At 45.9% G+C, this 21,959-nt stretch carries 16 protein-coding genes and 1 tRNA gene; 13 read left to right on the forward strand and 4 right to left on the reverse strand.

Annotated elements, in window-relative coordinates:
- Window positions 1–11: 11 nt before the first annotated feature.
- Window positions 12–1,103: an MBL fold metallo-hydrolase gene (locus ABY044_RS01500; RefSeq protein WP_373017420.1), complete on the forward strand. Its 1,092-nt coding sequence runs from the start codon at window positions 12–14 to the stop codon at window positions 1,101–1,103.
- 219 nt (window positions 1,104–1,322) lie between these two features.
- Here ABY044_RS01500 and folE2 read toward each other — a convergent pair whose 3' ends face one another.
- The 3 genes from folE2 to ABY044_RS01515 all read right to left on the reverse strand — a co-directional run bounded on the left by folE2 (window position 1,323) and on the right by ABY044_RS01515 (window position 4,850).
- Window positions 1,323–2,282, reverse strand: a complete 960-nt coding sequence (gene folE2, locus ABY044_RS01505; protein ID WP_373017422.1) for a GTP cyclohydrolase FolE2 — start codon at window positions 2,280–2,282, stop codon at window positions 1,323–1,325.
- 132 nt (window positions 2,283–2,414) lie between these two features.
- Window positions 2,415–3,479: a GTP-binding protein gene (locus ABY044_RS01510; RefSeq protein ID WP_373017424.1), complete on the reverse strand. Its 1,065-nt coding sequence runs from the start codon at window positions 3,477–3,479 to the stop codon at window positions 2,415–2,417.
- An 18-nt stretch (window positions 3,480–3,497) separates the two neighbouring features.
- Complete coding sequence (locus tag ABY044_RS01515) at window positions 3,498–4,850, reverse strand: FAD-dependent oxidoreductase (protein WP_373017426.1); 1,353 nt, start codon at window positions 4,848–4,850, stop codon at window positions 3,498–3,500.
- 131 nt (window positions 4,851–4,981) lie between these two features.
- Here ABY044_RS01515 and ABY044_RS01520 point away from each other — a divergent pair, with 131 nt between their 5' ends.
- The 4 genes from ABY044_RS01520 (at window position 4,982) to ABY044_RS01535 (ending at window position 8,437) form a co-directional block, all read left to right on the forward strand.
- The gene (locus tag ABY044_RS01520) at window positions 4,982–5,329 is read left to right on the forward strand and encodes an ArsR/SmtB family transcription factor (protein WP_373017428.1); all 348 of its coding nucleotides are present in this window, start codon (window positions 4,982–4,984) and stop codon (window positions 5,327–5,329) included.
- Window positions 5,330–5,431: 102 nt separating this feature from the next.
- A complete protein-coding gene (locus ABY044_RS01525) occupies window positions 5,432–6,454 on the forward strand; it encodes an ArsJ-associated glyceraldehyde-3-phosphate dehydrogenase (protein ID WP_373017720.1) in 1,023 nt (340 codons plus the stop codon).
- Between the two features lie 80 nt (window positions 6,455–6,534).
- Window positions 6,535–7,722 carry an organoarsenical effux MFS transporter ArsJ gene (gene arsJ, locus ABY044_RS01530; RefSeq protein WP_373017430.1) on the forward strand — a complete coding sequence of 396 codons (1,188 nt, stop codon included), beginning with the start codon at window positions 6,535–6,537 and terminating at the stop codon, window positions 7,720–7,722.
- Between the two features lie 94 nt (window positions 7,723–7,816).
- Window positions 7,817–8,437, forward strand: coding sequence for a LemA family protein (locus ABY044_RS01535; protein WP_373017432.1), 621 nt, complete (start codon window positions 7,817–7,819; stop codon window positions 8,435–8,437).
- Between the two features lie 67 nt (window positions 8,438–8,504).
- On the opposite strand, the gene ABY044_RS01540 is transcribed toward ABY044_RS01535, so the two are convergent.
- Window positions 8,505–9,647 (reverse strand): YeeE/YedE thiosulfate transporter family protein, encoded by a 1,143-nt coding sequence (locus ABY044_RS01540; protein WP_373017434.1) that lies wholly within the window; start codon window positions 9,645–9,647, stop codon window positions 8,505–8,507.
- Window positions 9,648–9,957: 310 nt separating this feature from the next.
- Between ABY044_RS01540 and ABY044_RS01545 the strand changes: the two genes are divergently transcribed.
- From ABY044_RS01545 to ABY044_RS01580, 8 genes are all read left to right on the forward strand, one after another.
- On the forward strand, window positions 9,958–12,078 hold the full coding sequence (locus tag ABY044_RS01545) for a choice-of-anchor O protein (protein ID WP_373017436.1): 2,121 nt from the start codon (window positions 9,958–9,960) through the stop codon (window positions 12,076–12,078).
- Window positions 12,079–12,205: 127 nt separating this feature from the next.
- The gene (mrtJ, locus tag ABY044_RS01550) at window positions 12,206–12,685 is read left to right on the forward strand and encodes a JDVT-CTERM system glutamic-type intramembrane protease (RefSeq protein ID WP_373017438.1); all 480 of its coding nucleotides are present in this window, start codon (window positions 12,206–12,208) and stop codon (window positions 12,683–12,685) included.
- 168 nt (window positions 12,686–12,853) lie between these two features.
- Window positions 12,854–13,510: a DUF2202 domain-containing protein gene (locus tag ABY044_RS01555; protein WP_373017440.1), complete on the forward strand. Its 657-nt coding sequence runs from the start codon at window positions 12,854–12,856 to the stop codon at window positions 13,508–13,510.
- A 126-nt stretch (window positions 13,511–13,636) separates the two neighbouring features.
- Window positions 13,637–15,139 (forward strand): thymidine phosphorylase family protein, encoded by a 1,503-nt coding sequence (locus tag ABY044_RS01560; RefSeq protein WP_373017443.1) that lies wholly within the window; start codon window positions 13,637–13,639, stop codon window positions 15,137–15,139.
- A 259-nt stretch (window positions 15,140–15,398) separates the two neighbouring features.
- A tRNA-Arg gene (locus ABY044_RS01565) sits at window positions 15,399–15,475 on the forward strand.
- Between the two features lie 258 nt (window positions 15,476–15,733).
- Window positions 15,734–16,282 (forward strand): hypothetical protein, encoded by a 549-nt coding sequence (locus ABY044_RS01570; protein ID WP_373017445.1) that lies wholly within the window; start codon window positions 15,734–15,736, stop codon window positions 16,280–16,282.
- A 280-nt stretch (window positions 16,283–16,562) separates the two neighbouring features.
- The gene (locus ABY044_RS01575) at window positions 16,563–19,568 is read left to right on the forward strand and encodes a PAS domain S-box protein (RefSeq protein ID WP_373017447.1); all 3,006 of its coding nucleotides are present in this window, start codon (window positions 16,563–16,565) and stop codon (window positions 19,566–19,568) included.
- Window positions 19,569–19,595: 27 nt separating this feature from the next.
- On the forward strand, window positions 19,596–21,902 hold the full coding sequence (locus ABY044_RS01580; RefSeq protein WP_373017449.1) for an EAL domain-containing protein: 2,307 nt from the start codon (window positions 19,596–19,598) through the stop codon (window positions 21,900–21,902).
- Window positions 21,903–21,959 lie beyond the last annotated feature (57 nt).

The following is a 21,959-nucleotide window of genomic DNA, read 5'->3' on the forward strand; positions in this document are numbered from 1 at the left end:
GGGGGTAAGTGATGAAGAGACGAGTCTTAATACTGGCAATGTCGTCGGTTTTTTTCGGTTCGATGAACGGGGCTTTTGCAGAAGAAGATCCCTATGTTGCAGGTTTTGAGCGGTACGCCAAGGAGCTGGGTTCCTATAGTGTGACCCTTGAAGATTCGGTGGACGCTTACGCCAAAGACGTTATCAGTACCGAGAAGAGGGCGGGCTATATCGGTCAGGCGCTCCCGATTCCCAAAGCCGTGAAGGTGACGGACGGTGTTTATACCGTAGTTGGCAGCATGATTTGGCATAACCCGTCCAACTACGGACTTAATAACAACCTTTCATTCATCGTTTTCAACGACGGCGTATTTGTTTTCAATGCGGGCGCGAATCCGGCTCTTGCGTATAGTCTGCACAAACAAATCAAGCAGGTTACCGATAAACCGGTGAAATGGGTGGCGGTCGAAAACAACCAGGGGCACGCTTATTTGGGCTCGAGTTACTGGGTGGATGTCGGCGTTAAGAACTTGTATTCAAGTACGATGGCTAACGACCAGTTCAACGAGGCATTTTCTTTTATCAAAGAGGAATGGGGTACGCGCGTCGGAAAAGAAATTACTGCATCGGCCAGAAATGTGGCGGATAAGTTCACGACATTCGATGGTGAGTTGAAGATTGATGTCGGTGGCGGTGAATTCGTGTTATTGAAAGATTTCGGACCGGGCCATACACCGGCTTCGACGAGCGCTTACATTCCTTCACGTAAGGTGCTTTTGACCGGGGATTTGGGTTTCAACGAACGTATGCCGGTATTTTTCAGTTATACCGATTCGTTCGCCTGGGAAGGGTCTTTTAAAAACATGCTCGATCAGATTCCGATGGATACCATCGTGATTCCCGGACACGGCACGCCGACCGATATGCAGACGATTAAGCGTCAAACCTATGATTATCTGGTGTACATGCATAAAGCGATCCAGAAAGTCGTGGATGACGGCGGTAATATGGAAGATGCACTCAAGGTTGATCAATCGATGTATAAAGATCGTCCTGTATTTGATCAGGCAGCCAAGAATAACGCTCGGCATATATACAAAGAAATCACCGGCGGCGACTTCTGATTTGGGGCTGATTTTGGTGATTTCGTTCTTAAACAGGCGCTCATTTAGTGTTACTAAACTTCGCGCTTGTTTGCCTGGAAATCCCTCAAAATCATCTCCCAAATTGAAACTAGGTTTTATGCCGTTTTGAGATATTCGTTTCGATTTCTTTGCTTGGATTTTTTATAAAAACAACAAAGCCCGCTATTGCGGGCTTTGTTATGAAAGAACGGTGAGAAGTTACTTTATCGGGTCCATCAGATTAGGGTCGTCGATGTAACCATTCTCGATGCCTTTGGTGACGATGGCGACAGCATCGTGCGGATGTAGGCTTTCCAGATGGTTCACGCGTACCCAGTAGTCGATGTAGTCACACTGCTCCAGTGTGTTTTGCACACGGCGACCGGCATCTTCACAGAACATCAGGTTGCTTGCGTTCAAACGCGCAAATTCCTGTTCGTCTTCGCGTTTTACCGCTGCTTGTACCGGAGTCTGTACGGCGTCTTCGATCTGATTGATCAGCGTGGAAATCTCCAAGTGGTCGCTTTCTTGAACTTTGACTTTGACCTGTGCGTAAGAACGCTGGCTATGCGGTGTGGCATTGATCCCTTCCGGTGTACCTAACCAATCCAATACGGTTTTGTAATCCAGATCCTGTCCTGCGAACTGGGCTTCAAACGCCTCCTGAATCAACTGGCGAGACAGGGCGGCAGAGCATGGGCAGGTTGAAGAATACGGGATTTCAATCGACAGTTCACATTCGAATTGACCGTCGCGCAGTTCACCGCGCAGAGTCGTCGGGTAGTGTTTCCAGCCGCTATTGTCACTCTTTAGCGAGTTACGGCGCTCATAGTAGTCAAACTTGAATTCGACAAATGCATTGGTGCTTAACGTCTGGTGTGACTCGATAAAGGCTTGCAGAATGGCTTTGACAACTTTTGGTGTCAGTGCTTGCTGCGTTGCCATTTGATCCAGTAATAGATAAAGGCGAGACATGTGGATGCCTTTGCTTTCCGGATCACCTAAGTTTACATAAGCTTGCGTTTGAGAAGATAGGCGTACGTCAACCGATTCCGAACCGTCGGACTGAGCCTGTTTGACTAAAATGGGGAGTTCGATTCCACTCATTCCTACCCAGTTCAGTTTTCCTGTCGGGCCGAAATGTGGTTGGCATGCGATATCGGGCATGTTCTTGGTCATGCAATTTCCTTCGACTTTTAAGAGAGTATTTTAAAGATGTACTCTGGATGGCTGGGCGGGTTAATGCCGCTTACCAAAATGAAAAGAGCAATTCTAGCAAATTTTGGGCTTGGACAGAAATAAAAATGAATATTATTTAGGTTGGTTGATGCAGCTAAGTAATTGAATTTCAATGTCCTTAAGATTGGTGGGAATATGCGAATCGAGCGATTCCTTTAAAGGAAGTTCGGTTGCAAATAATAGCTCCAGACGACTATCCTGGCGCCAGGCAATATCGGAAAACGTCAACCCTGAATCGCTCCAGTTCACCAGTTGCCATTCGTTACCGGTTTTTAACAGTCCTTTTGCACGGCTTAAAAATGGAGAGAGCCATTCAAAAAAAGCCTTTAATTGTACCCGGTTGAATTGTACGTCAGGCTCAAATACCCAGCCAATGGCGCGAAGGCGGCCGTCAAGGTTGTCGCTTGAGAATTTGCTGACCTGTACTTTAGGAATTTGGCTTGAAAAATTTTGCGACGTGGCTTGCAGTTGGTCTTGATGTTCGTTTAATCCCTCAATCAGCGTGAAAGGCTGGCTTTGGTGAGTTCGATTCAACGATTCAAAATCGATTTTTCCATGCCGTGTCGGAAAAATTGCCGTTTTGACCGGGAAGAGGTTTTCAAGTAGTTCGGTACTTTCAGCAAGCTCTTGAGGCGAAGCTAAGTCGGTTTTATTAAGCAGTATGATGTCGGCCAGGTTGACCAGGTCGCGCATTACGGCTGATTTTTGCCAACGCTGTGGTGTCAGTTGTTGCGGGGTGATGACGCAGTTGATCGCTTGTAATGCTAACGGACGGGCGAAGCCGGTTTGTTTGAGGGTATCGATAATTTTTGCAGGATGGCCCAAGCCGGTCGGTTCAATCCAGAGACGGTCAAGAGGGTGCTGTAAGAGTTCGTTAATGGCTTGTACCAATCCGAATTGCGCTGTACAGCATACACAGCCGCCGGATACCCGGCTGATTTGAATGTGTTCCGTTTGCGGTTGATTGAGCGAGCCGTCAAGTGTGGCGGCATCGATGTCGATGTCGCCAAATTCGTTGATTAGAATTCCCCAACGTTCATTGACGGGTTTTTGCTGAATCAGGTGTTTTAGCGTAGTGGTTTTGCCGCTTCCCAACAGGCCTGTGACCAGATGAACGGGAAGGGAACCGGAGTGCATGTCGGACGTAACCGGAGGTTATTTAAAGAACAGTAAATCTTCGCCGTCCAACAGCTCTTCGACCAATTTTTCCTTGTCCAAATCAATGCCAAGACGTTCGGCAATAATTTGGGCGTCGCGGTAAGCGTTACCAAGACAGGTGGTGGCCCCCGGCGAAGGCGTCATATTGAAGATCAGGTTTTCGTTTTCCGGTACGATGCTGGCTTCACCCAGTTTGAGTTGCATGGTGGTTTTGTCGATCACCTGAGGGCGTAACCCGCCAATGCCGGAAGCATATTCCAAATCTTCTGCCTTTAGTCCCGGAATGATTTTCTGGGCGTCTTTGGCAAACAGCTTGCGACGCAGCCATGGAATTTCAAACGCAAAGTTTCGGAAAATATAGTTGCGGATGGTGCTGTCTTTCATCAAATCCCAGAAGACTTTCAATACTTTGAAATCGAGTTTCAGGCTCTTCCAGAAATCCCAATAGGTTCCACCGGTATAGCGTTCCAGTTTCGGAAGTACCAATGCCGTCGGTCCCAAACGGGTTTTTTCCAGTTCGACCAAGTCAGGGTCACCGTGCAGGGCGGCAAACGGTAGCTTGTCGTTTTGCATGGTGTAGACTTTTCCGTTAAGCATTTTAGGAACGTAGTAAAAGCTTCCTGCCATCGGCAAGATCGACATGTCCAGGCCGTGACCTAATTGGTTTGCCAACAGCAGGCTGTGGGCACCGGCGGATACGACAACGAAATGCGCCAGGAAGGTGCCTTGCGGAGTGGTCAGTTCGTAGTGATCGTCGAAACGCTGAATTTTTTCGACTTGAGTGCCCAAAGAGACATTAATTTCTTTGTTACTTTTGCGTGCACTGTTGATGAACGATTTCGATAGGTTACCGTAGTTAACGGCCGAATATTCGTCGGTACAGCCGGACGCCAGAATTTTTTCCGGGCGAGGTTTGCCGTTAATCAATGCCACACTCGGTTCGACTTCGGCAATTCGCTCGGCATCCCATAATTCCATGTAAGGGAAAGCTTCTGCAAATTTATGGTGACGCTCTTCCAGGCGCTCGCACTCTTCTTCGCCGACGGCCAGAATCATTTTCGGGAACTTGTAGATGAAATCGTTCTTTTCGACCTGATCGGCATAACGTACCAGCATGTTTGCCTGACGTTTGACGATGACCGCTTTCTCAAGAGTGTAGTTGGTTTCGATATCGCCGCAGTGCAAGGTTTGACTGTTGCTTCGCGCATTGGAGTTAAGCGGAGCCAAAGAACCGTATTTTTCCAGAACGGCAATCGATTTGACGTCGCTGTATTTAGATAAAATATAGGTCAGGGCACAGCCGGAGATTCCTCCCCCTACAATGACAACGTCAAATACTCGATTTTTCATCTACGAAACTCTACCTACTAGTATGGTTATTTAATTGGGGTATTATATAAAATTATTTGATTTTTATTCAGTAAACTCATTTAGTTTGCGGTGTATTCTTTTTAATTTTAGCGAGAAAGCGTTTTAAGCTTATGTCAGAACTACAGCAGAGTGCTCAATTTTTTAAAGCGTTATCCGAACCCGTACGTTTGCGAATTCTTAACTTATTATTACACTCGGATGCTGAAATCTGTGTGTGTGCATTGATCGAGGCTCTGGATATACCTCAGAGTGTGATTTCACGTCATTTGGCTTATTTGCGTAAAGCAGAGTTGGTTCAGGCGCGTCGTGAGGGGGTGTGGATGCACTATTCTTTGCATGCTCAGATGCCGACGATGTATCGCTCGGTATTGGCTGAATTCAAGCGTGGTTCTTTGAGTGAACCTCAATTGAAAGCGGATTTTGACAAAATTGGATGTGTTTTGTGTGTTTCCGCTTAAATTGTCACATTTTCTTCATTTGGCTTTTTGGATAGGGGCCTATAATTTCAAATATATGCTTTAACAAATATATCTGAATCTCAATGTAACTAAGAGAAAAACATTATGATTAAAGTCGCTATCAACGGGTTTGGAAGAATGGGGCGTTTGGCTCTGCGTGTCGCTTACGATTGGCCGGGAATCGAGTTTGTGCACATCAACGAGATTGCTACGGACGCGTACGGGTCGGCTCACTTGTTGAACTTCGATTCGGCTCATGGACGTTGGCATCATCAGGCCGTCGAATATGCCGATCAAATTATGATCAACGATCAGGTGATCGGTTATTCGCAAAATGCGCAGATTGCCGATACCGATTGGGCAGGTTTAGGCGTCGACATCGTCATTGAGGCGACGGGTAAGTTCCGTACTGAAGAAAGTTTGCAGCCTTATTTGGAACAAGGGGTGAAGCAGGTCATTGTAGCGGCTCCGATGAGCGGCGGAATCAAGAACATCGTTATGGGAATCAATGACGATGTATTTGTTGCGGGAGAAGATCCGATCATTACTTCGGCTTCCTGTACCACCAACTGTATCGCACCGGTTATTAAAGTGCTGCAAGAGCAGATCGGTATCAAGCATGGCATGATCACCACATTGCACGATCGTACCAATACTCAAAAGGTGGTGGATCACGGTCATAAAGATTTACGTCGTGCACGCGCCAGTTTCGAGTCGCTGATTCCCACCTCGACCGGTTCCGCTAAGGCAATCGGTACGATTTTCCCTGAATTGAACGGTCGTTTGAACGGATTGGCGGTGCGGGTACCGCTGATGAATGCGTCTTTGACGGATTTGGTGTTGGAAATGGAACGCAAAACCAGCGCCGAAGAGGTGAACGAATTGTTTAAAACCGCTTCCGAAACCTATCTTAAGGATATTCTCGGATATGAAGAACGCCCTTTGGTTTCGGTGGATTATGAAGGTGAAACTTGTTCTGCCGTGATTGATGCCCTGTCTACGATGGTGGTTGACGGCACACAGTTGAAAGTCTTGGCTTGGTATGACAATGAAATCGGTTATGTAGCGCGAATGATGGAATTGGCGTTAAAGGTCGGTAAATTGAATCGCGATATAGTGGCGTAAAACGTTTTCTTATACTAGGGCGTTTTGACGAAATTTCTAAGCAAATAAGTCGCTCTCTCGGCTTTTATGGACGCTAATCGATGAATGCAATTCAGCAATACAGTATTGTGACGGCTAATTATTGGGCCTTTACACTCACGGATGGCGCTTTACGAATGTTGGTATTGTTGTTTTTCTACCAGCAAGGGTTTAGTCCGTTTGAAATTGCCATGTTGTTCGTTCTTTACGAGTTTTTCGGCATCGTCACTAATTTGATCGGCGGATGGGTCGGTGCAAGGATGGGGCTCAAGCTTACCATGGATGTCGGCCTTGCTTTGCAGATCGGCGCTTTGTTGATGCTGACGGTCAATCCGGAGTGGTTGACGGTCGCTTATGTGATGATCGCCCAGGCTCTGTCCGGTATCGCCAAAGACCTCAATAAGATGAGTGCCAAGAGCAGTATCAAGAGTCTGGCTTCGGATGCCGAGGGTAAACTCTATCGCTGGGTGGCGTTGTTGACCGGTTCCAAGAACGCATTGAAAGGCGTAGGATTTTTTCTGGGCGCATTCTTGTTGTCTGCAGTCGGTTTCGAAAACGCTTTGTACATTCTGTCAGCCCTGCTTGTGCTGGCATTGGTTGTCTCCCTGGTGTTTCTTGAGAGCGATCTCGGTAAAGCCAAAAACAAGTCTAAATTCAGCGAAATCTTCTCGAAAAGCCCGGCGGTCAACGGCTTGTCTGCGGCGCGTTTTTTTCTATTCGGTGCACGTGACATCTGGTTTGTGGTGGCGTTACCTGTCTATCTGGCTAGTGTCTTGGGATGGGAAGAGACCGAAATCGGTGCTTATCTCGCTCTCTGGGTCATAGGTTATGGATTCATTCAGGCCAGCGCGCCCAAAATCACCGGCAGCAAAAGCCCGCATCCGCCGACATCCCGTACCGCCATGTTATTGGCGTTTGCACTCGCTACCATTCCTTTCGTAATGGGGGTGACTTTGAGTTACGAGCCGGAATGGATTTTGTTGGTCGGCCTGTTATTGTTTGCGGTGGCCTTTGCTTTGAATTCCGCCGTCCATTCTTATCTGATCGTTTCTTATGCCGACGCCGACGGCACTTCCAAAGACGTCGGGTTTTACTATATGGCGAATGCCGGTGGCCGTTTGGCCGGAACCTTATTGTCCGGTTATATTTATCAGGTGGCCGGTATGGAAGCGTGTCTTTTTGCCGCCGCCGGTTTCGTTGTTGTTGCCGGTGCTCTGGCCGGTAGAATCGCCCCGATAAAATCAATCTAGTAATTTTCCTTACACAATATAAGTATTTCTACTTGCTATCACCCTGTAACTTACGTAATAATATGTACTTGTGTGGATTGTGAGGGAGACAACCGTGTTTGATTATGAAAATATCTTGGGGCTGAACGGCTGGATTCTAGCAGCTGCGTTTTTAATATCCCTGTATTTCATTAGCTTGTATGTCAGGTTGTTGCGACTGAGACGCCAGGTGTATGAAAATTTTTCTCGTATGGACGTGTTATTAAAAAAACGCGATGTTGAAATTCCCAAGCTGGTTGTCGTTGTTCAGAAATATTTGAGTTATGAGCAGGTGCTGTTTACCCGTTTGGCGAAAGCGCGTCATGTCGTATCCGAGTCGACCGGACGGCTTGAACATGTTGAGAGTTTTATTCAAGCGGAAGCCTATTTGCAAGGAGCTTTGGAGAAATTATTGCAATTGTCTAAACTGATCCCGGAAATGGAATCCAATGAAAACTTTCACGTGATTATTAAGCAATTCAAGCAATTGGATTCGGCCATTTCAGATCGTCGTAAACAGTATAATTTCAGTGTTGAGAATTTTGATTCGGTATTGCAGAGTTTTCCCAACCGGATGTTTGCGAAATTATTCAAGTTTCAAAATTACAATACCTTAGAGCTGGACGGCATAGAGTTGGATGATCGTAATTTGGACGTGCTTTTTGATCAATATAAGCATGGTGTTGGAAATTATTAGATGACGGTTTAGCCGATCTGCTGATGTTGTTTGATAGGGACGGGCCTAATCGTAATAGGCCCGTTTTTTATGTCAGGTATTTTCTGAAGTGTAAACCGACCATATTGCCGAACAGGGCAAATATGAACCAGACCCAACCGTGTCCGCTGCCGGATGCGATGCCGCTGAAAAAAGCGCCGATATTGCAACCTGATGCCATGACGGCACCAAATCCCATAATTATGCCTCCGATGATGCTTCCCATAACGGCACGGGAACTAATGGGCACTTTTGACCTCGGGTGAAAGGCGGAGACCATTAATGCGCCCAGGATGACCCCCATTGTGGTTAAGCTCACTTGATTTTCAAAGATACCTTGGTTCATTCGAGTCATGTTTTCCATGCTGTAATCCCAGAAGCTCCAGTCTAGAGGCAGATTAAACAAGTCGATTAAACGACTTCCCCAGTAAGGGAATATCGAGCTGATAGACCAAGGCTGCCCCGAAGCAAACAGCAGCGTAGCGTTCAAGAATGCCAGCCCCAATCCGGCTAAAAGGAAAGGATGAAATTGCGGTATTTTGTCTTTTTTTCCTGCGAGCGCTTCAATTTGGCCGTGTCGTTTGTGTTCAATGCGTTTTAGTAACAGATAGAGCGTAAGCAGGATCAACAGTTGAATCAATAACCCCATAACCCATCCGAACTGTCTCTGGAAAGCAAATGGTTCGATGCTCGCAAGATTGTGCCAGTCGGTATAGGTGTAGGCGGCTAAGGTGCCGCCTACAACCATAAAAAACAGGGTGGTGAAAGATAGGGGTTGCAACTGTCCGACTCGATTAAGCGTGCCGGACGTGCAGCCGCAACCTATCTGCATGCCGATACCAAACAAAAAAGCGCCGATAGGGATGGAAAGGCTTAGTGTGCGAATAAAGCCATTGAAGCTTTGCTGTTGCCATTGTTCCATTGCGAGTAGCGGCGCAAATAGAAAAATGGCCAGGCCTAGCATCCAGATGATCGCTCGCATTCCTGCGGTTTTATTCTCATTGATAAGGGATCGAAAGCTACTGCTGAATCCGTAATGGAAATAATTTAAAGCCGCTCCCATCAACCCGCCGATCAATACAAGAATGAACGTGTTTAATCCGTTTAAATGCAGCCAGTCATTGATGAGCAGCAAAATAAGAGGACTGCCAAGCAATAGTGCCGGGGCGGTTGTTTTATACGTGATCTGCATGGAAGAGCTCTTGGGGTTCGTGTTTATTTCGAATAATTGTAATAAAATAATTTTATTAAATTAAATAGATAAAATTTATAAGCGTATTGATGATGCATTTCATTTATGAGCCGGCAGGATAGATAAAATCACTTAATATTAGGAAGGATTTATTTTCTTGTCATATTTGATGTTTTTTTGGAAAAAATGATTTAAATCAAGTTCATTTTGGCAAATCACCCTATAAGGGGATGGGTAATTCGTTATGATCTATTTACACTTCAATTGAGATTAATACTAATTTGTATTGGCTACATAAAGAGGAAGGGTTATGACGTTTACAAAGAAATATTTACTGGTGGCAATGGCGGCTAGTTTGGCGACTCCTGCGATCAGTGCAGCGGCAACGCAATTGGATTTTACCGATCCGGTTAGTCTGTCGGATGCGCAATCTCCGGATTTGGGGGATGCTTTCAAAGTTAAGTTGGTTCGTTTGGGTAACGGTAACTTGATTAGCGTCTTTGGTGAGGCGGTAGACTCTGCAAAAATTGTCTATGACGTAAAAGGCGATAAGGAGCGTGCTGCGAGGGATATTTTCGTTCGAACGTGCGCAAGTGCAACGGTGGATTGTAGTGTCGAATCGAACTGGAGTGCACCGGTAAATATTTCAAACACGGCCGGTTTGAGCAGCATGACAACCGATTGGCAAGGTGATAACGGTGATCCTTCGGCTTTCTGGGGGGATTCGGATAAGCCTAACATTTCCAACGGTGGTGCAAACTTAATGCTGACTTGGACTGATAAATATTGTTCGGGTGGCGCTCAGCGTTCTGTTACCTATTTGGAGCGCGAAAACCGTGAAATTCCGTTTAGTTGTACATGGGCTTCTTATTCCAGTAACGGTGGCGCTTCATGGAGTACACCTGCACAATTGTCTGACGGTTCGCGTGACGCTAAACAAGATTCCAGTAAGGTTAACTCGGTTGGTAAAGCCGTGATTAACTGGCAAGAAGACCCTCTCGGATTGCAGTTGGGTGAAGCGGAAGGTTCCGGTGACGGTGCTTCCGGTGCGACGGCGGGGCATGGTACCGATATTTGGTTTGCGACGACAACGAATGAATTAAATGCAACCGATCCGACAAAAGGGAAACCAACCGGTTTTACCACGCCGGCGCGTTTGACGGACAATGCAACGACACAGGCATCGGGCAATCACGATACCATCAAAAACTCGAGTGGAGTGGTCGTGGACGATACCGCCATTGACGGCGGTCAAGCGGCTGCGACTCGACCAAACGTAGCGCTTGTCGGTTCTAAAATCGTGGTGGCTTATGAAGAGACCAAAGGTTCCGACGGTTTGGATACCGGTAAGTTCATTCGTTACCACAGCTTTAACTATACAACCGATCCGAGCAGTGCGGCGGGACAAGTAGGGTGTATTATTTCAAACCCTGCGGAAAATGCCCGCCGAGTTCGATTTGTACCGCAATCTACCCCGGGTACGGTTAGCGGTTTGCAGATGGGTATTTTCTGGAAAGAAGGGAAGTACGACCAAGGCGGTCCATCTGATATCGTCGCGCGCTTGTCGTTCAACGGCGTAGCCGCAACGAATATGCAACCCGCAGTGGATGCGTTGTGTGAAACATCCGATTTTGCAGTGGCTGAAGACTTGAATAATACGCCGGCAATCAACTTGAGCAGTAATACGCCAACCGCAACAACTGCGAACTTGGCTGATACGACCGAGACCAATAATATCGAGAACGCTTTGGCACACCGCGGTGCGATTGTCGGGGACGATTTATATGTGGGTTACAGTTATACGACCGATTGGGCGTTGGCGAATTATACGTCATTGGTTAACTATGATTTCTGGATGCGTCATTACGACGGTACCACCGGAACTTGGAGTGCGCCGAAAAACCTGTCGAATCTGCCGTCAACCGATATTACGGTGCGTGAACCGCGTTTGGTGAAAACGCCGACTTCGACCAATGTGGAAGATAACTACAATCCGGATGCATTTGTCGTAGCGTGGGGTACACAGACCAATGTGGCCTCGCATATCGAAGATCCGGTGGATTTGGATATTTTCTATACTCGTACGTTTGATAAAGGTGCAACTTACGAACCAGTGGTTCGCGTAGCGAATCCGAGTGGTAATTCGCGTTATGAGTCTCAGTTGCGTCCGACTCCGGATGGTTTGACTCTCTATGCGGTATGGAACGAATCTGACGGTACTACAACGAATGCAATGGCTTCTGTAGCGACCACGGTTGATGCCCCGGCCGATGCGATAGATCCGTATGACGGATTGTTGGGTGGTAGTACATCAAGCTCAAGCGGTGGTTGTAGCTTGTCTGAAAATGCCAAGTTCGATCCGGTATTGCCAGCGATTGTCTTGTCCGCTTTAGCTTTCTTCGGCTTCCGTCGATTCAGCAAGCAGAGCTAAGTTAAATGGTTTAGAGTCCGCTTTAAACCGCACAGTTAAAAAGCGCCGTTCGAGTATTCTAACGGCGCTTTTTTTATGTTCTAAGTTTTATAATGGGAATCCATTTAATGAAAAAGGAGAATCCGGCATGCGGAAAGACATTCGTGTATTTGCGGTCGAGTTGGGTTTGATTTTTTCGATGACGTTTCTGAAACAGGTTCCGTTTTATATCGCTATGATTTTGGCGCCTATTACCCTAGCTGTCGGTTGGATCGCATTTCCGAATGTTTTTACACCGATGTCGTTTACTTGGGCTGGGGTGTTATTGATGGTTGTGTGGCAGCCTTTTATTGAAGAGCTGTTGTTTCGAGGAATTATTCAGGGGCAATTGATTCAACGGGTCTGGTTTTCCGTATCGTGGTGGGGAATCAGTCGCAGTAATGTGATTGTCAGTTTACTATTTACGGCCGTTCATTTTTTATATCATCCTCCATTATGGGCGCTGGCCGTTTTTCTGCCTTCATTGGTGTTCGGCTGGTTTCGTGACCGCTATCGGCAGATTTATCCCGGCATGTTTCTGCATGCTTTTTATAACGGCTGTTTCTTGTTTCTTATGTTTTCTTTATAGTGATTTCTTACATATAATAAAACTCTAATATAAGCATATACTTATATCCTATAAAGAATGTTAATGCTTCACGATAGAAAACTTTTCCTTTTAAATGGGAAAGTTTTCCATATAATGAAAATCGTCGAGGGAATCAACAGGTTCCGAATCCAAAAAAGGAAGACTATTATGAAGCATTCAATTAAAAATATTTTCGCATTAGGTTTGTTGGCAGCAGCTATGAGTGTCAACGCAAGTGATACCACCACGGTGGAGACGGATGTGGTGGAAGCGGAAGTGTATGACGTAACGTTGGAAGCGCTTTCTGTCGAAGAAGAGCAAGGTTTGATCTTCATGCGTGAAGAAGAAAAGTTAGCTCGCGACGTTTACCTGACTTTATACGATGCATGGGGTTTGAGTGTCTTTAAGAACGTTGCTGAATCAGAACAGACTCATACGGATACGATTAAATTGTTGATTGAAAAATACCAGTTGGCGGATCCTGTGATTGACGATACGGTTGGTGTTTTCACCGATTATCATTTCACGGAAACTTATGAAGCCTTAGTGGAAATGGGAACGGCAAGCCTTGAAGGTGCATTGCAAGTCGGAAATATGATTGAAGAATTGGACATCAAAGACATTGCCGAAGCGATTTCAAAAATAGACGGAAATGACGACATTGTCGGAGTGTACGAAGAGTTGACCAAAGGGTCGCGTAACCACTTGAGATCGTTCTGGGATGTATTGACGTCAAACGGATTTACTTACGAACCTCAGTTTATTTCTCAGGAAGAGTTCGATGCCATCATCAACTCACCGATGGAAACGTCGAATCTAAAATAAATCACATTATTGCCATGATGTTGAAAGGGGGGCTTTAGAGCCCCCTTTTTTTGTGTCTGATAAATGGAAAAAGTCGGTTAAAATGAAAATTAAGATTCAAGAATAACCATTTCACTAGAGAAAATTATGGCGACTTTAAAACTGCGCAGAATTGCCATCGATACCTATAAGGAAAACGTCGCGTATCTACATCGTAATTGCGAAATCTATCAAAGTGAGGGATTTCAGGCACTGAATAAAATTGAAGTTCATGCAAGCGACGACGGCCTTTCGGTCGTAGCGGTCCTAAACGTCGTAGATGACGAATCCATTGTGGAACCCGGCCAGCTTGGATTAAGCGAGCAGGTATTCGAACAGTTCGGTTTGCCGGAGGGGGCGGATGTTCGAATTTGCCCGGCAACTCAACCGCACTCTTTCTCTTATGTGCATCGTAAAATTGCCGGCGAAGCCCTGAGTCACGAACAGTATCTGGATATCATTAAAGACATCGCCTCCAATCGTTATTCAAAAATAGAGATAACCGCCTATCTGGTTGCCTGTGCGGAAAGCGGCATGGATCGCGACGAAGTTCTTTATTTGACCCGTGCAATGGTGAAAACCGGTGAAAAAATCGATTGGGATGAACCGTTGGTGGTCGATAAACACTGTATTGGCGGTATACCGGGCAATCGAACCAGTATGCTGGTGGTGCCGATTGTCGCCGCTCACGGCCTGTTTATGCCTAAAACGTCCAGTCGTGCAATTACCTCGCCAGCGGGAACGGCGGACACCATGGAGGTGCTCAGTCATGTCGAGTTGAGTACCCGTCAGCTGCAAAAGATTGTGCGTCACCAACGAGGTTGCCTTGCTTGGGGTGGGACGGCCAAATTGGCGCCGGTCGACGATGTTCTAATTTCGGTCGAGCGTCCGCTGTCGATGGATTCACCGGGGCAAATGGTGGCTTCGATTCTTTCTAAAAAATCCGCCGCCGGTGCAACGCACCTGCTCGTCGATATTCCGGTCGGTCCGACCGCCAAGATTCGTAGTCAGGCGACGGCGATGAAATTGCGTAAGTTATTCGAGTATGTCGGCGATAATCTGGGGTTGCAGCTTGAAGTCGTGATTACCGACGGCCGTCAGCCGATCGGTCGCGGCGTGGGTCCGGTTTTGGAAGCGCGCGATGTGGTTCAAGTGTTGGAAAACGATCCTTTGGCGCCACAAGAGTTGCGTGAGAAAGCATTGCATCTGGCCGGTCGGATTATTGAATTCGATCCCGATGTTCGCGGTGGCCGGGGATACGCCATCGCACGGGATATTTTGGATTCCGGCCGGGCCTTAGAAAAGTTTCAGGCGATCGTCGAGGCTCAAGGAAAGAGGAAGCGTCCTATCCCTCTGGGGCAGTTGAGTTTTGAGGTTAAAGCCGATAAGGCCGGACAGGTAGCTTCCATCGACAATTTTCAAATAGCCCGCATAGCCAGTTTGGCTGGAGCGCCTATTGATAAAGGAGCAGGTGTCGACTTGCATAAGAAGATGGGAGATCCAGTTGAAGCTGGTGAGACGCTGTACACTATTTATGCCGAGTTTCAATCCGATTTGAATTTCGCAAAAGAAGCCGTCAGCCATGATTCCGGCTATAGGTTAATTAAGTAAATGTCTCTTGGTTTTTCTGAATAACGGCAATCGGTTTTTTCGACCTTATTGATTTATCAATTAAGATTTCAAATCCGGGCAATCCTGTCCGGTTTCAAATTGGTTTAATGTTGTTGGTTACAGGTGTTTTTAAGGTTCGGAAGGTTTTGAATTACGAAATGCTCAATGAACTTTTGGAGTGTTTATGGTGAAGCGCTTTTTAATAAAAAACGCGCTTAAAAATTCATTCTTCCTTTATAATACTGGCTTCCAATCTTACGCGCCCGTAGCTCAGCTGGATAGAGCGCTCCCCTCCGGAGGGAGAGGCCGGGAGTTCAAATCTTCTCGGGCGCGCCATTTTCTTTTGTTTAAAACAATCCCCTAGTTTGTTTTGGTTTTTTTTCAAAACGCTCTCTTTGCGTTTAAACGTTCTTTTCCGATATTGCTTTTTCTTTTGTATGCCTTTTCGGGTTGTTAATTAGTGGCGAATTTCTGTTTATTGTGGTGAAATAGAGTTTCGTTATAGTTAAGTTGTAGTCGGTTTGAAGAATACGGACGGGATGTAAAAATTCCGTCGGAATTCCGTTAGCGGCCTATTGCAAAAGGAAGTTCAAATTGAAAATTAAATCTTTATTGGTACTGCTGTTTTCAGCCACCTTTTTCTTAGAGTGCTCGGCGGCTGAAGCAGATGTTCAGAAAAAACAGATGGAGATCGGCAAACTTTATTATCAAAACCTTTTGGATAATAGACCCGAAGAAAGTTACGAATTGCTCTCGTCCAAAGACAAGGAATCCTTTTCAAAAGAGCAGTTTTCACGTGTAATCAGTATGAAAACCGCCATTTTGAACAAAGACCGCGTCGTCACCATCAAGGGCGCCACCATCGAGGAATCGGGTGAGAACATGGCAGTCGTTAAGGTTTTAGCAGAGTTGAGTTCACCTCAAACCAACGAAGTAAAGAATATCAAGGCTACTCAGCTTTTGTTGAGGGAAGAAGGCGAGTGGAAAATCTATTCCGCCCATACGATCGTGTCAGTATTAATGCAAGCCAAGGCGGTTTGCGATTCAGACACGCCTTTGCCTAAAGAAGGTAAAGAGGATGCCTGTTATGTTTACTACGGGACCAAAGAGCCTGTTAAAAAAGCAGCACCTGTCGTGAACTAAAACCTGGTTTACTTGCCCCGTCAGGGGCAATATCTCTATCCCCCCTCAGAACCTTTTTTACCGAATTGATCGGTCATCCCGCTCAATCAGGCTGATATCGGCCTGGTTTGAAATCAAAATTGTGAATTCCTGAAGTGCCGTCTGGTTTTAAATTTGATAAAGAAGGTTTGGCTTATAGGGGGATTAAGTTGCTTAATCGTTGAATTTTAAGGGTTTTTTAATTGCATTTTTTGTAGGGTTTAATGATAATCGATTCATATTAAACCAGAAGAGGTGGGCGATGAAGCTTGTCCTACACCGTTTTATTTCACTTGCAATTGTCACATTAGCAGCGGGCGTGTTCATCATGCTGTTGTTTCTTGGTTCGTATCTTTACGTCAACGCCCAGACTCAGGAAGAGAAAAACAACCTGAGTAATGAACGTTTGGCGATGGCTGCGCAAAAAATTCTAGACGACCGCGTTCTTTATCTCGTCACCGAACTCAGATTTTTATCCGAACTTCCCAAGACATTATCCCGTTCCGGTAACTTGAAGAAATCTAACATGGCAACGTTGCAGGCGATTATGTTTGAGTTTGCAAGTAAGCAACCAAACATCGACCAGTTGCGCCTGATCGACATGGACGGGAACGAACGTATTCGTATCAATCGTTTCAAGGATAAAGTGGTCATGGTTCCGGCAAATCAGTTGCAAAACAAAAAGGACCGTTACTACTTTAGCGAAGCTGCAGATCTTCCCAGAGATGGTATAGCTATCTCACGCCTGGATCTTAATGTCGAAAATCATAAGATAGAACTGCCTTTAAAGCCGATGATTCGTCTGTCGACTCCGGTGTTCGATAACGGAGGAAACCGAATCGGCGTAATGGTGATTAACTTCCTGGCGGATTCCATGTTGCAGCAGCTTTCCGAGTTACGACGGGAGCACGATCAGAAGATTTGGTTGCTTGACGAAAAATTGGATTGGGTGATCGCCCCGGAAGGGCAGATTCCTTGGGCGTCCCAGCTTGAGCAGCCGAATAATAATTTATTTGCATATTTGCCTGAAAGCGCAAAGGTGTTACAGCACGATGCACGCTATCAAGGGGTGTTGCATGAGGCAGGTCAAAATCTTTTCGTGGCTTATGTAACGCCGTTTAAATCGACTCATCTTGTCGATGATATGAGTTTGCTGGTCAATCGTACACCTAATTTGCATGTTCTGGTTTCGCACCCCGAACCTGAACCGTGGTGGGTCACATTGTTTAGCGACGCGGAAATCCGCACGTTGTTTTTCGAATTGTTGGCGGTGGTCTTGTTTATTTCGTTCATGGTCGGAATGGAAGCGCGCAGAAAACAGAGTTTGATTCGTAAGGCTAAGTATCAGGAAAACGTCATCGAGATTTTCTTTGAGCATGCCCCGGACATTATTTTGATCATTGATTCAAACGGAAAAATTCATAATAGAAACCGGAGTGCGACGGAATTGCTTGGTTTGGAGCTGACGGAGAGCGAACGGGAAGATGTCGGTTTATTTAGTGATGCAGACCGGACGAAATTATGGATGTCCGCTAATCAGGAAGCAAACAATAGTATTGCGGAAGTGATGTTTTCGGATCAAGGCGAGTTGCGTTACTTCCATCGCCAAATCTTGTTGATTCCGAATGAAGAGGAAGATGATGATCCTTTGGTGGCGGTTATCTTGAAAGAGTTTACTCCGTTAAAGTTGGCTCAAGAAAAAGTGATTGAAAATGAACGCAAGGTTCGTCACCTGTTGGATGCCGCTCCGGATGCCATTCTGGTTTCGAATGCCGCGGGTGAAATCCTGTTGGCCAATAAAAAGGCACAGGAGATGTTTGAATTCACTCAGGAAGAGTTTTTACAGGCGACGATTGAGGATTTGGTGCCGCATCCGTACAGCGCTTCGCATAAGGGATTAAGAAAAGCATACCTGAAGTCGCCGACCCAAAAAACCATGTCGGATCGTCCGGATATTTTGGCTGAGGCGAAAAGCGGTCGTAAATTCTATGCCGAAATCAGTTTAAGTCCGGTTAAGCAGAATGGCGATATTGAGGTTATCAGTATTGTGCGGGATATCAGTGACCGTAAAAAACTGGAAGGTCACCTTAAGCAAAGCCAGAAAATGGATGCACTTGGGCAATTGACCGGAGGAATTGCGCACGACTTCAATAATTTACTGACCGCTATTATCGGTAATTTGGATTTGGCTAATGTCATTATCGAAAAGAAACCGGAGGCGGTTGATAAGCTGCGCGAAAAGTTGGATGTTTCTTTAAACGCGGCATTGAAAGCCAGCAAGTTAACCAAGAGATTGCTGGCGTTTGCCCGAAAACAGGCCTTGACGCCGCAAGTGGTGGATGTGGGTGAATTGATTGATGATGAGTTGAATATTATCGAATCGGCCAGCGGAAAAATGGTGGATCTTCATGTCAATATCGATGACGACTTATGGAAAACGGTGGTGGACGTAGAAGAATTGACTTCGGCATTGATCAACTTGGCAACCAATGCCAAAGATGCCATGCCGAATGGAGGAAATATCTATATTACGGTTGAAAATGCCACAATCGAAGATGAAAACTTGGAATTTTTAGGCGTCGAAATACCGCCCGGAGATTATGTCTCAATCGCTTTCTCCGATACAGGAACCGGAATTTCTGCAGAGAATCTAGAACGGGTGTTTGAGCCGTTTTTTACCACTAAGCCGAAACATAAAGGAACCGGTCTCGGCCTGTCGATGGTATTCGGATTTGTGAAACAGTCCAACGGCTTCTTAAAGGTTTATTCCGAAAAGGATATTGGTACGACTTTCAGGATATTGTTGCCTAAATACGAAGCCGAAGACGCCCAAGACAGTCGCATTAAGTTAAATGCACCCGTCAAAAAAGTCCCGCTGGACGACTTAAGCGGAACCGGCAAGATTTTGTTGGTCGATGACGAGCCGGATTTGAGAAAGTTGGCGATGGAGTATTTAAGCAGTGCCGGTTACGAGGTGTTTACGGCGAGGGATGCTGAAAGCGCACTGGAGGTGCTGGAAAACGAAACTTTCGATCTGGTCGTGACTGATATTGTGATGCCGGGCGAAAACGGTTTTCAATTGGCGTTGAAGATTCAAGAGCTCTATCCCGGTTTGTCGGTAATCTTCAGTTCGGGATTCCCGCAAGAGGCATTGCAGCATACCCAGCACTTTAAACAGGATTTGGTTTTGTTGAACAAGCCGTATCGCAAAAACGAGATGCTGGCGTTAGTAAAGCGTGAGATGACAAAGTCTAAGTCAGATTCGTGAAATTCAGTTATATAAAGAAATGACTATATGGAACTAAAGATTTTAATTGTTGATGACGATACGAATGTATCCGATGTTATCGAGTCCACTGCGGATTTGTTGGATGTCGAGGCGTATAGTTTGTCGAATCCGAATGATTTGGATGAGGCTGAAATTCATCAATATAACTTGATTTTTCTGGATCTGATGATGCCGGAAAAAGACGGCATTGAAGTATTGCGCGAACTGTCCGACTGGCAATATGCCGGTTGTATCGTATTGATGAGCGGGGTTGATAATTCGGTTCTCAATAGTGCTAGAGAGTTGGCAACGGAGCATCGTTTAAAAGTTTTGGATCATATTAACAAGCCGTTTCGCGTTGATGATATTGAAAAAATCATTAGCAAGGCGCAAGCGTTGCAGTTGGAATCTCATAATCTTCCAAATAAGGCCGCGAGTTTAACCGAAGAGGAGATTCGCAGCGCTTTGGAACAAAGTCGTATCGTGGTGCATTACCAACCTCAAGTTGATTTGGTTTCGCATCGTATGATCGGAATGGAAGCATTGGTACGCATTGCTTCCGGTGACGGCGAGTTGATTTATCCTGACCGGTTTATTGATGTCGCAGAACAATGTCACGTCATTCATGATGTGACTAAAGCGGTCGTTGATCAGGCCTTTAGCGATTTTAAAATGTTGCTGGAAGAGCATTCTAAATTGACGCTTTCCGTCAACTTATCCAGTGACGATCTTCAGGATCTCGGTTTTGTAGATTGGATTGTGCAAAAGGCCGAGCATTTTGGAATTACCACGAGCAAGATCATTCTGGAGGTCACGGAAACTCAGGAGATTTTGTCGTATACGAATGCGTTGGAAGTATTGGGGCGTTTGCGCTTGAGAGGGTTTAAGGTTTCGATAGACGATTTCGGAACCGGTAATGCGGTTTTGGATCAAATCAAACGTCTTCCGGCAACCGAATTGAAAATCGACCGAACCTTTGTGGTCGGCTTGAATCACAACGATAAATCCAAGGTCTTGATTAGAAACACGATCAATATGTGTCGTGAATTGGATTTGGACATCGTTGCAGAAGGGGTGGAAGATCTCGGGACGGAAAAATTATTACGTTCCATGGGCTGTCAGATTGTGCAGGGTTTCCTATACTCAAGGCCCATTCCTTTTGTGGAACTTAAGGCATTTATCGCCGATAAGCTGCAAAAAATTCCAACCGATACCATCTGTTCGGAAGGCAGTGCGAGTTCGGAACCGGAACAAATCTGTTTGGCGCCTCAGTGTGCAGAGATGGACAGCGTACCGGTAAAAAAGCCTCAAAATATGGTTGTTTCCCCCCCGAATGTCGAGGTCGAGTCCTTGCTGACCTACATTCTGCCATTGAGCGGAAAATTTGCCTTTATAGGAGCAAGTCAAAAGATAGGTGCAAAGCTTGCGCTTGAGGCGCACTTGCGGGAATTTCCCAATACCAAGATTGGCTTGGAATTTAGTGACGATCAGTCGGATTTAGAGGTTTTTGCAGATCAATTCAACGGCTTGGGCGATCGTACGATTGCAGTCATCGGGCCGACTTTCCCGATTGTCAAAACCGAACAGTTTCTTAAGCATACCCGCCATACGGATATTCCAATTATTGCGCCGTTTAACGGTTGCGATGAGCTGAGGACGACGAGCGCAAAGCAGGTTTATAATTTCAAACCCGGTTTTAGGGATGAATTGTCTTCGATCATTACGGAATTGAGGGAGAGGCAGGGTAAGACGGTTTGCTTCATTCCGCACGGTCGTTTATCGGGAAGAATGAGTGAAGCTTGCCACACGATTAGAGGGGCGGAGTGTATTTTGTTCCATTCCGATAATCTGCAAGAAAGCTTTGCTCAGCTTAAAGCCCTGAATCCTAAGAACGTGGTGTTTTTAGGTGCGGCAAAAACCCTGATACAGTTGATTGAAGAGGTGAATAGCGATCAGGTTCATTATTATGCCACTTCGTTGGTCGGAACCGGGATGGTTAAGCAGTTATTAAGTCGTAAGGCGAAACTTAAGTTGGAAATTACCGAACCCTTGCCCGATTATCAGTCTAATCTCGAGGCCGCCAAAGCATTTAGGCTTGCCGCCAAGTTGCATCGCGACCTTGAAGAAAAACTGGTGAATACCATCAGTTTCGAAAGCTTTTTGGTCACGACCCTAATGTTGAATCTATACAGGGAGCATCGAGGTTTAAGTCGGGCGACGGTGCGAAAAGCGCTTGAGAGTTTGTTCAGCTACGATTTCGGATCGGATGTTCCTCTCAGTTGGGGGGAGGACAAGCGCCAATTGCTCCACCATGTCTACCACGTCAATATTTAATGGTTTTTTTAGAAATTAACGGGCATTAAATTAGATTTTTCGGTGGTAATAACAGTA

The sequence above is a fragment of the Thiomicrorhabdus sp. genome, assembly GCF_041583835.1.
Taxonomy (GTDB): Bacteria; Pseudomonadota; Gammaproteobacteria; order Thiomicrospirales; family Thiomicrospiraceae; genus Thiomicrorhabdus.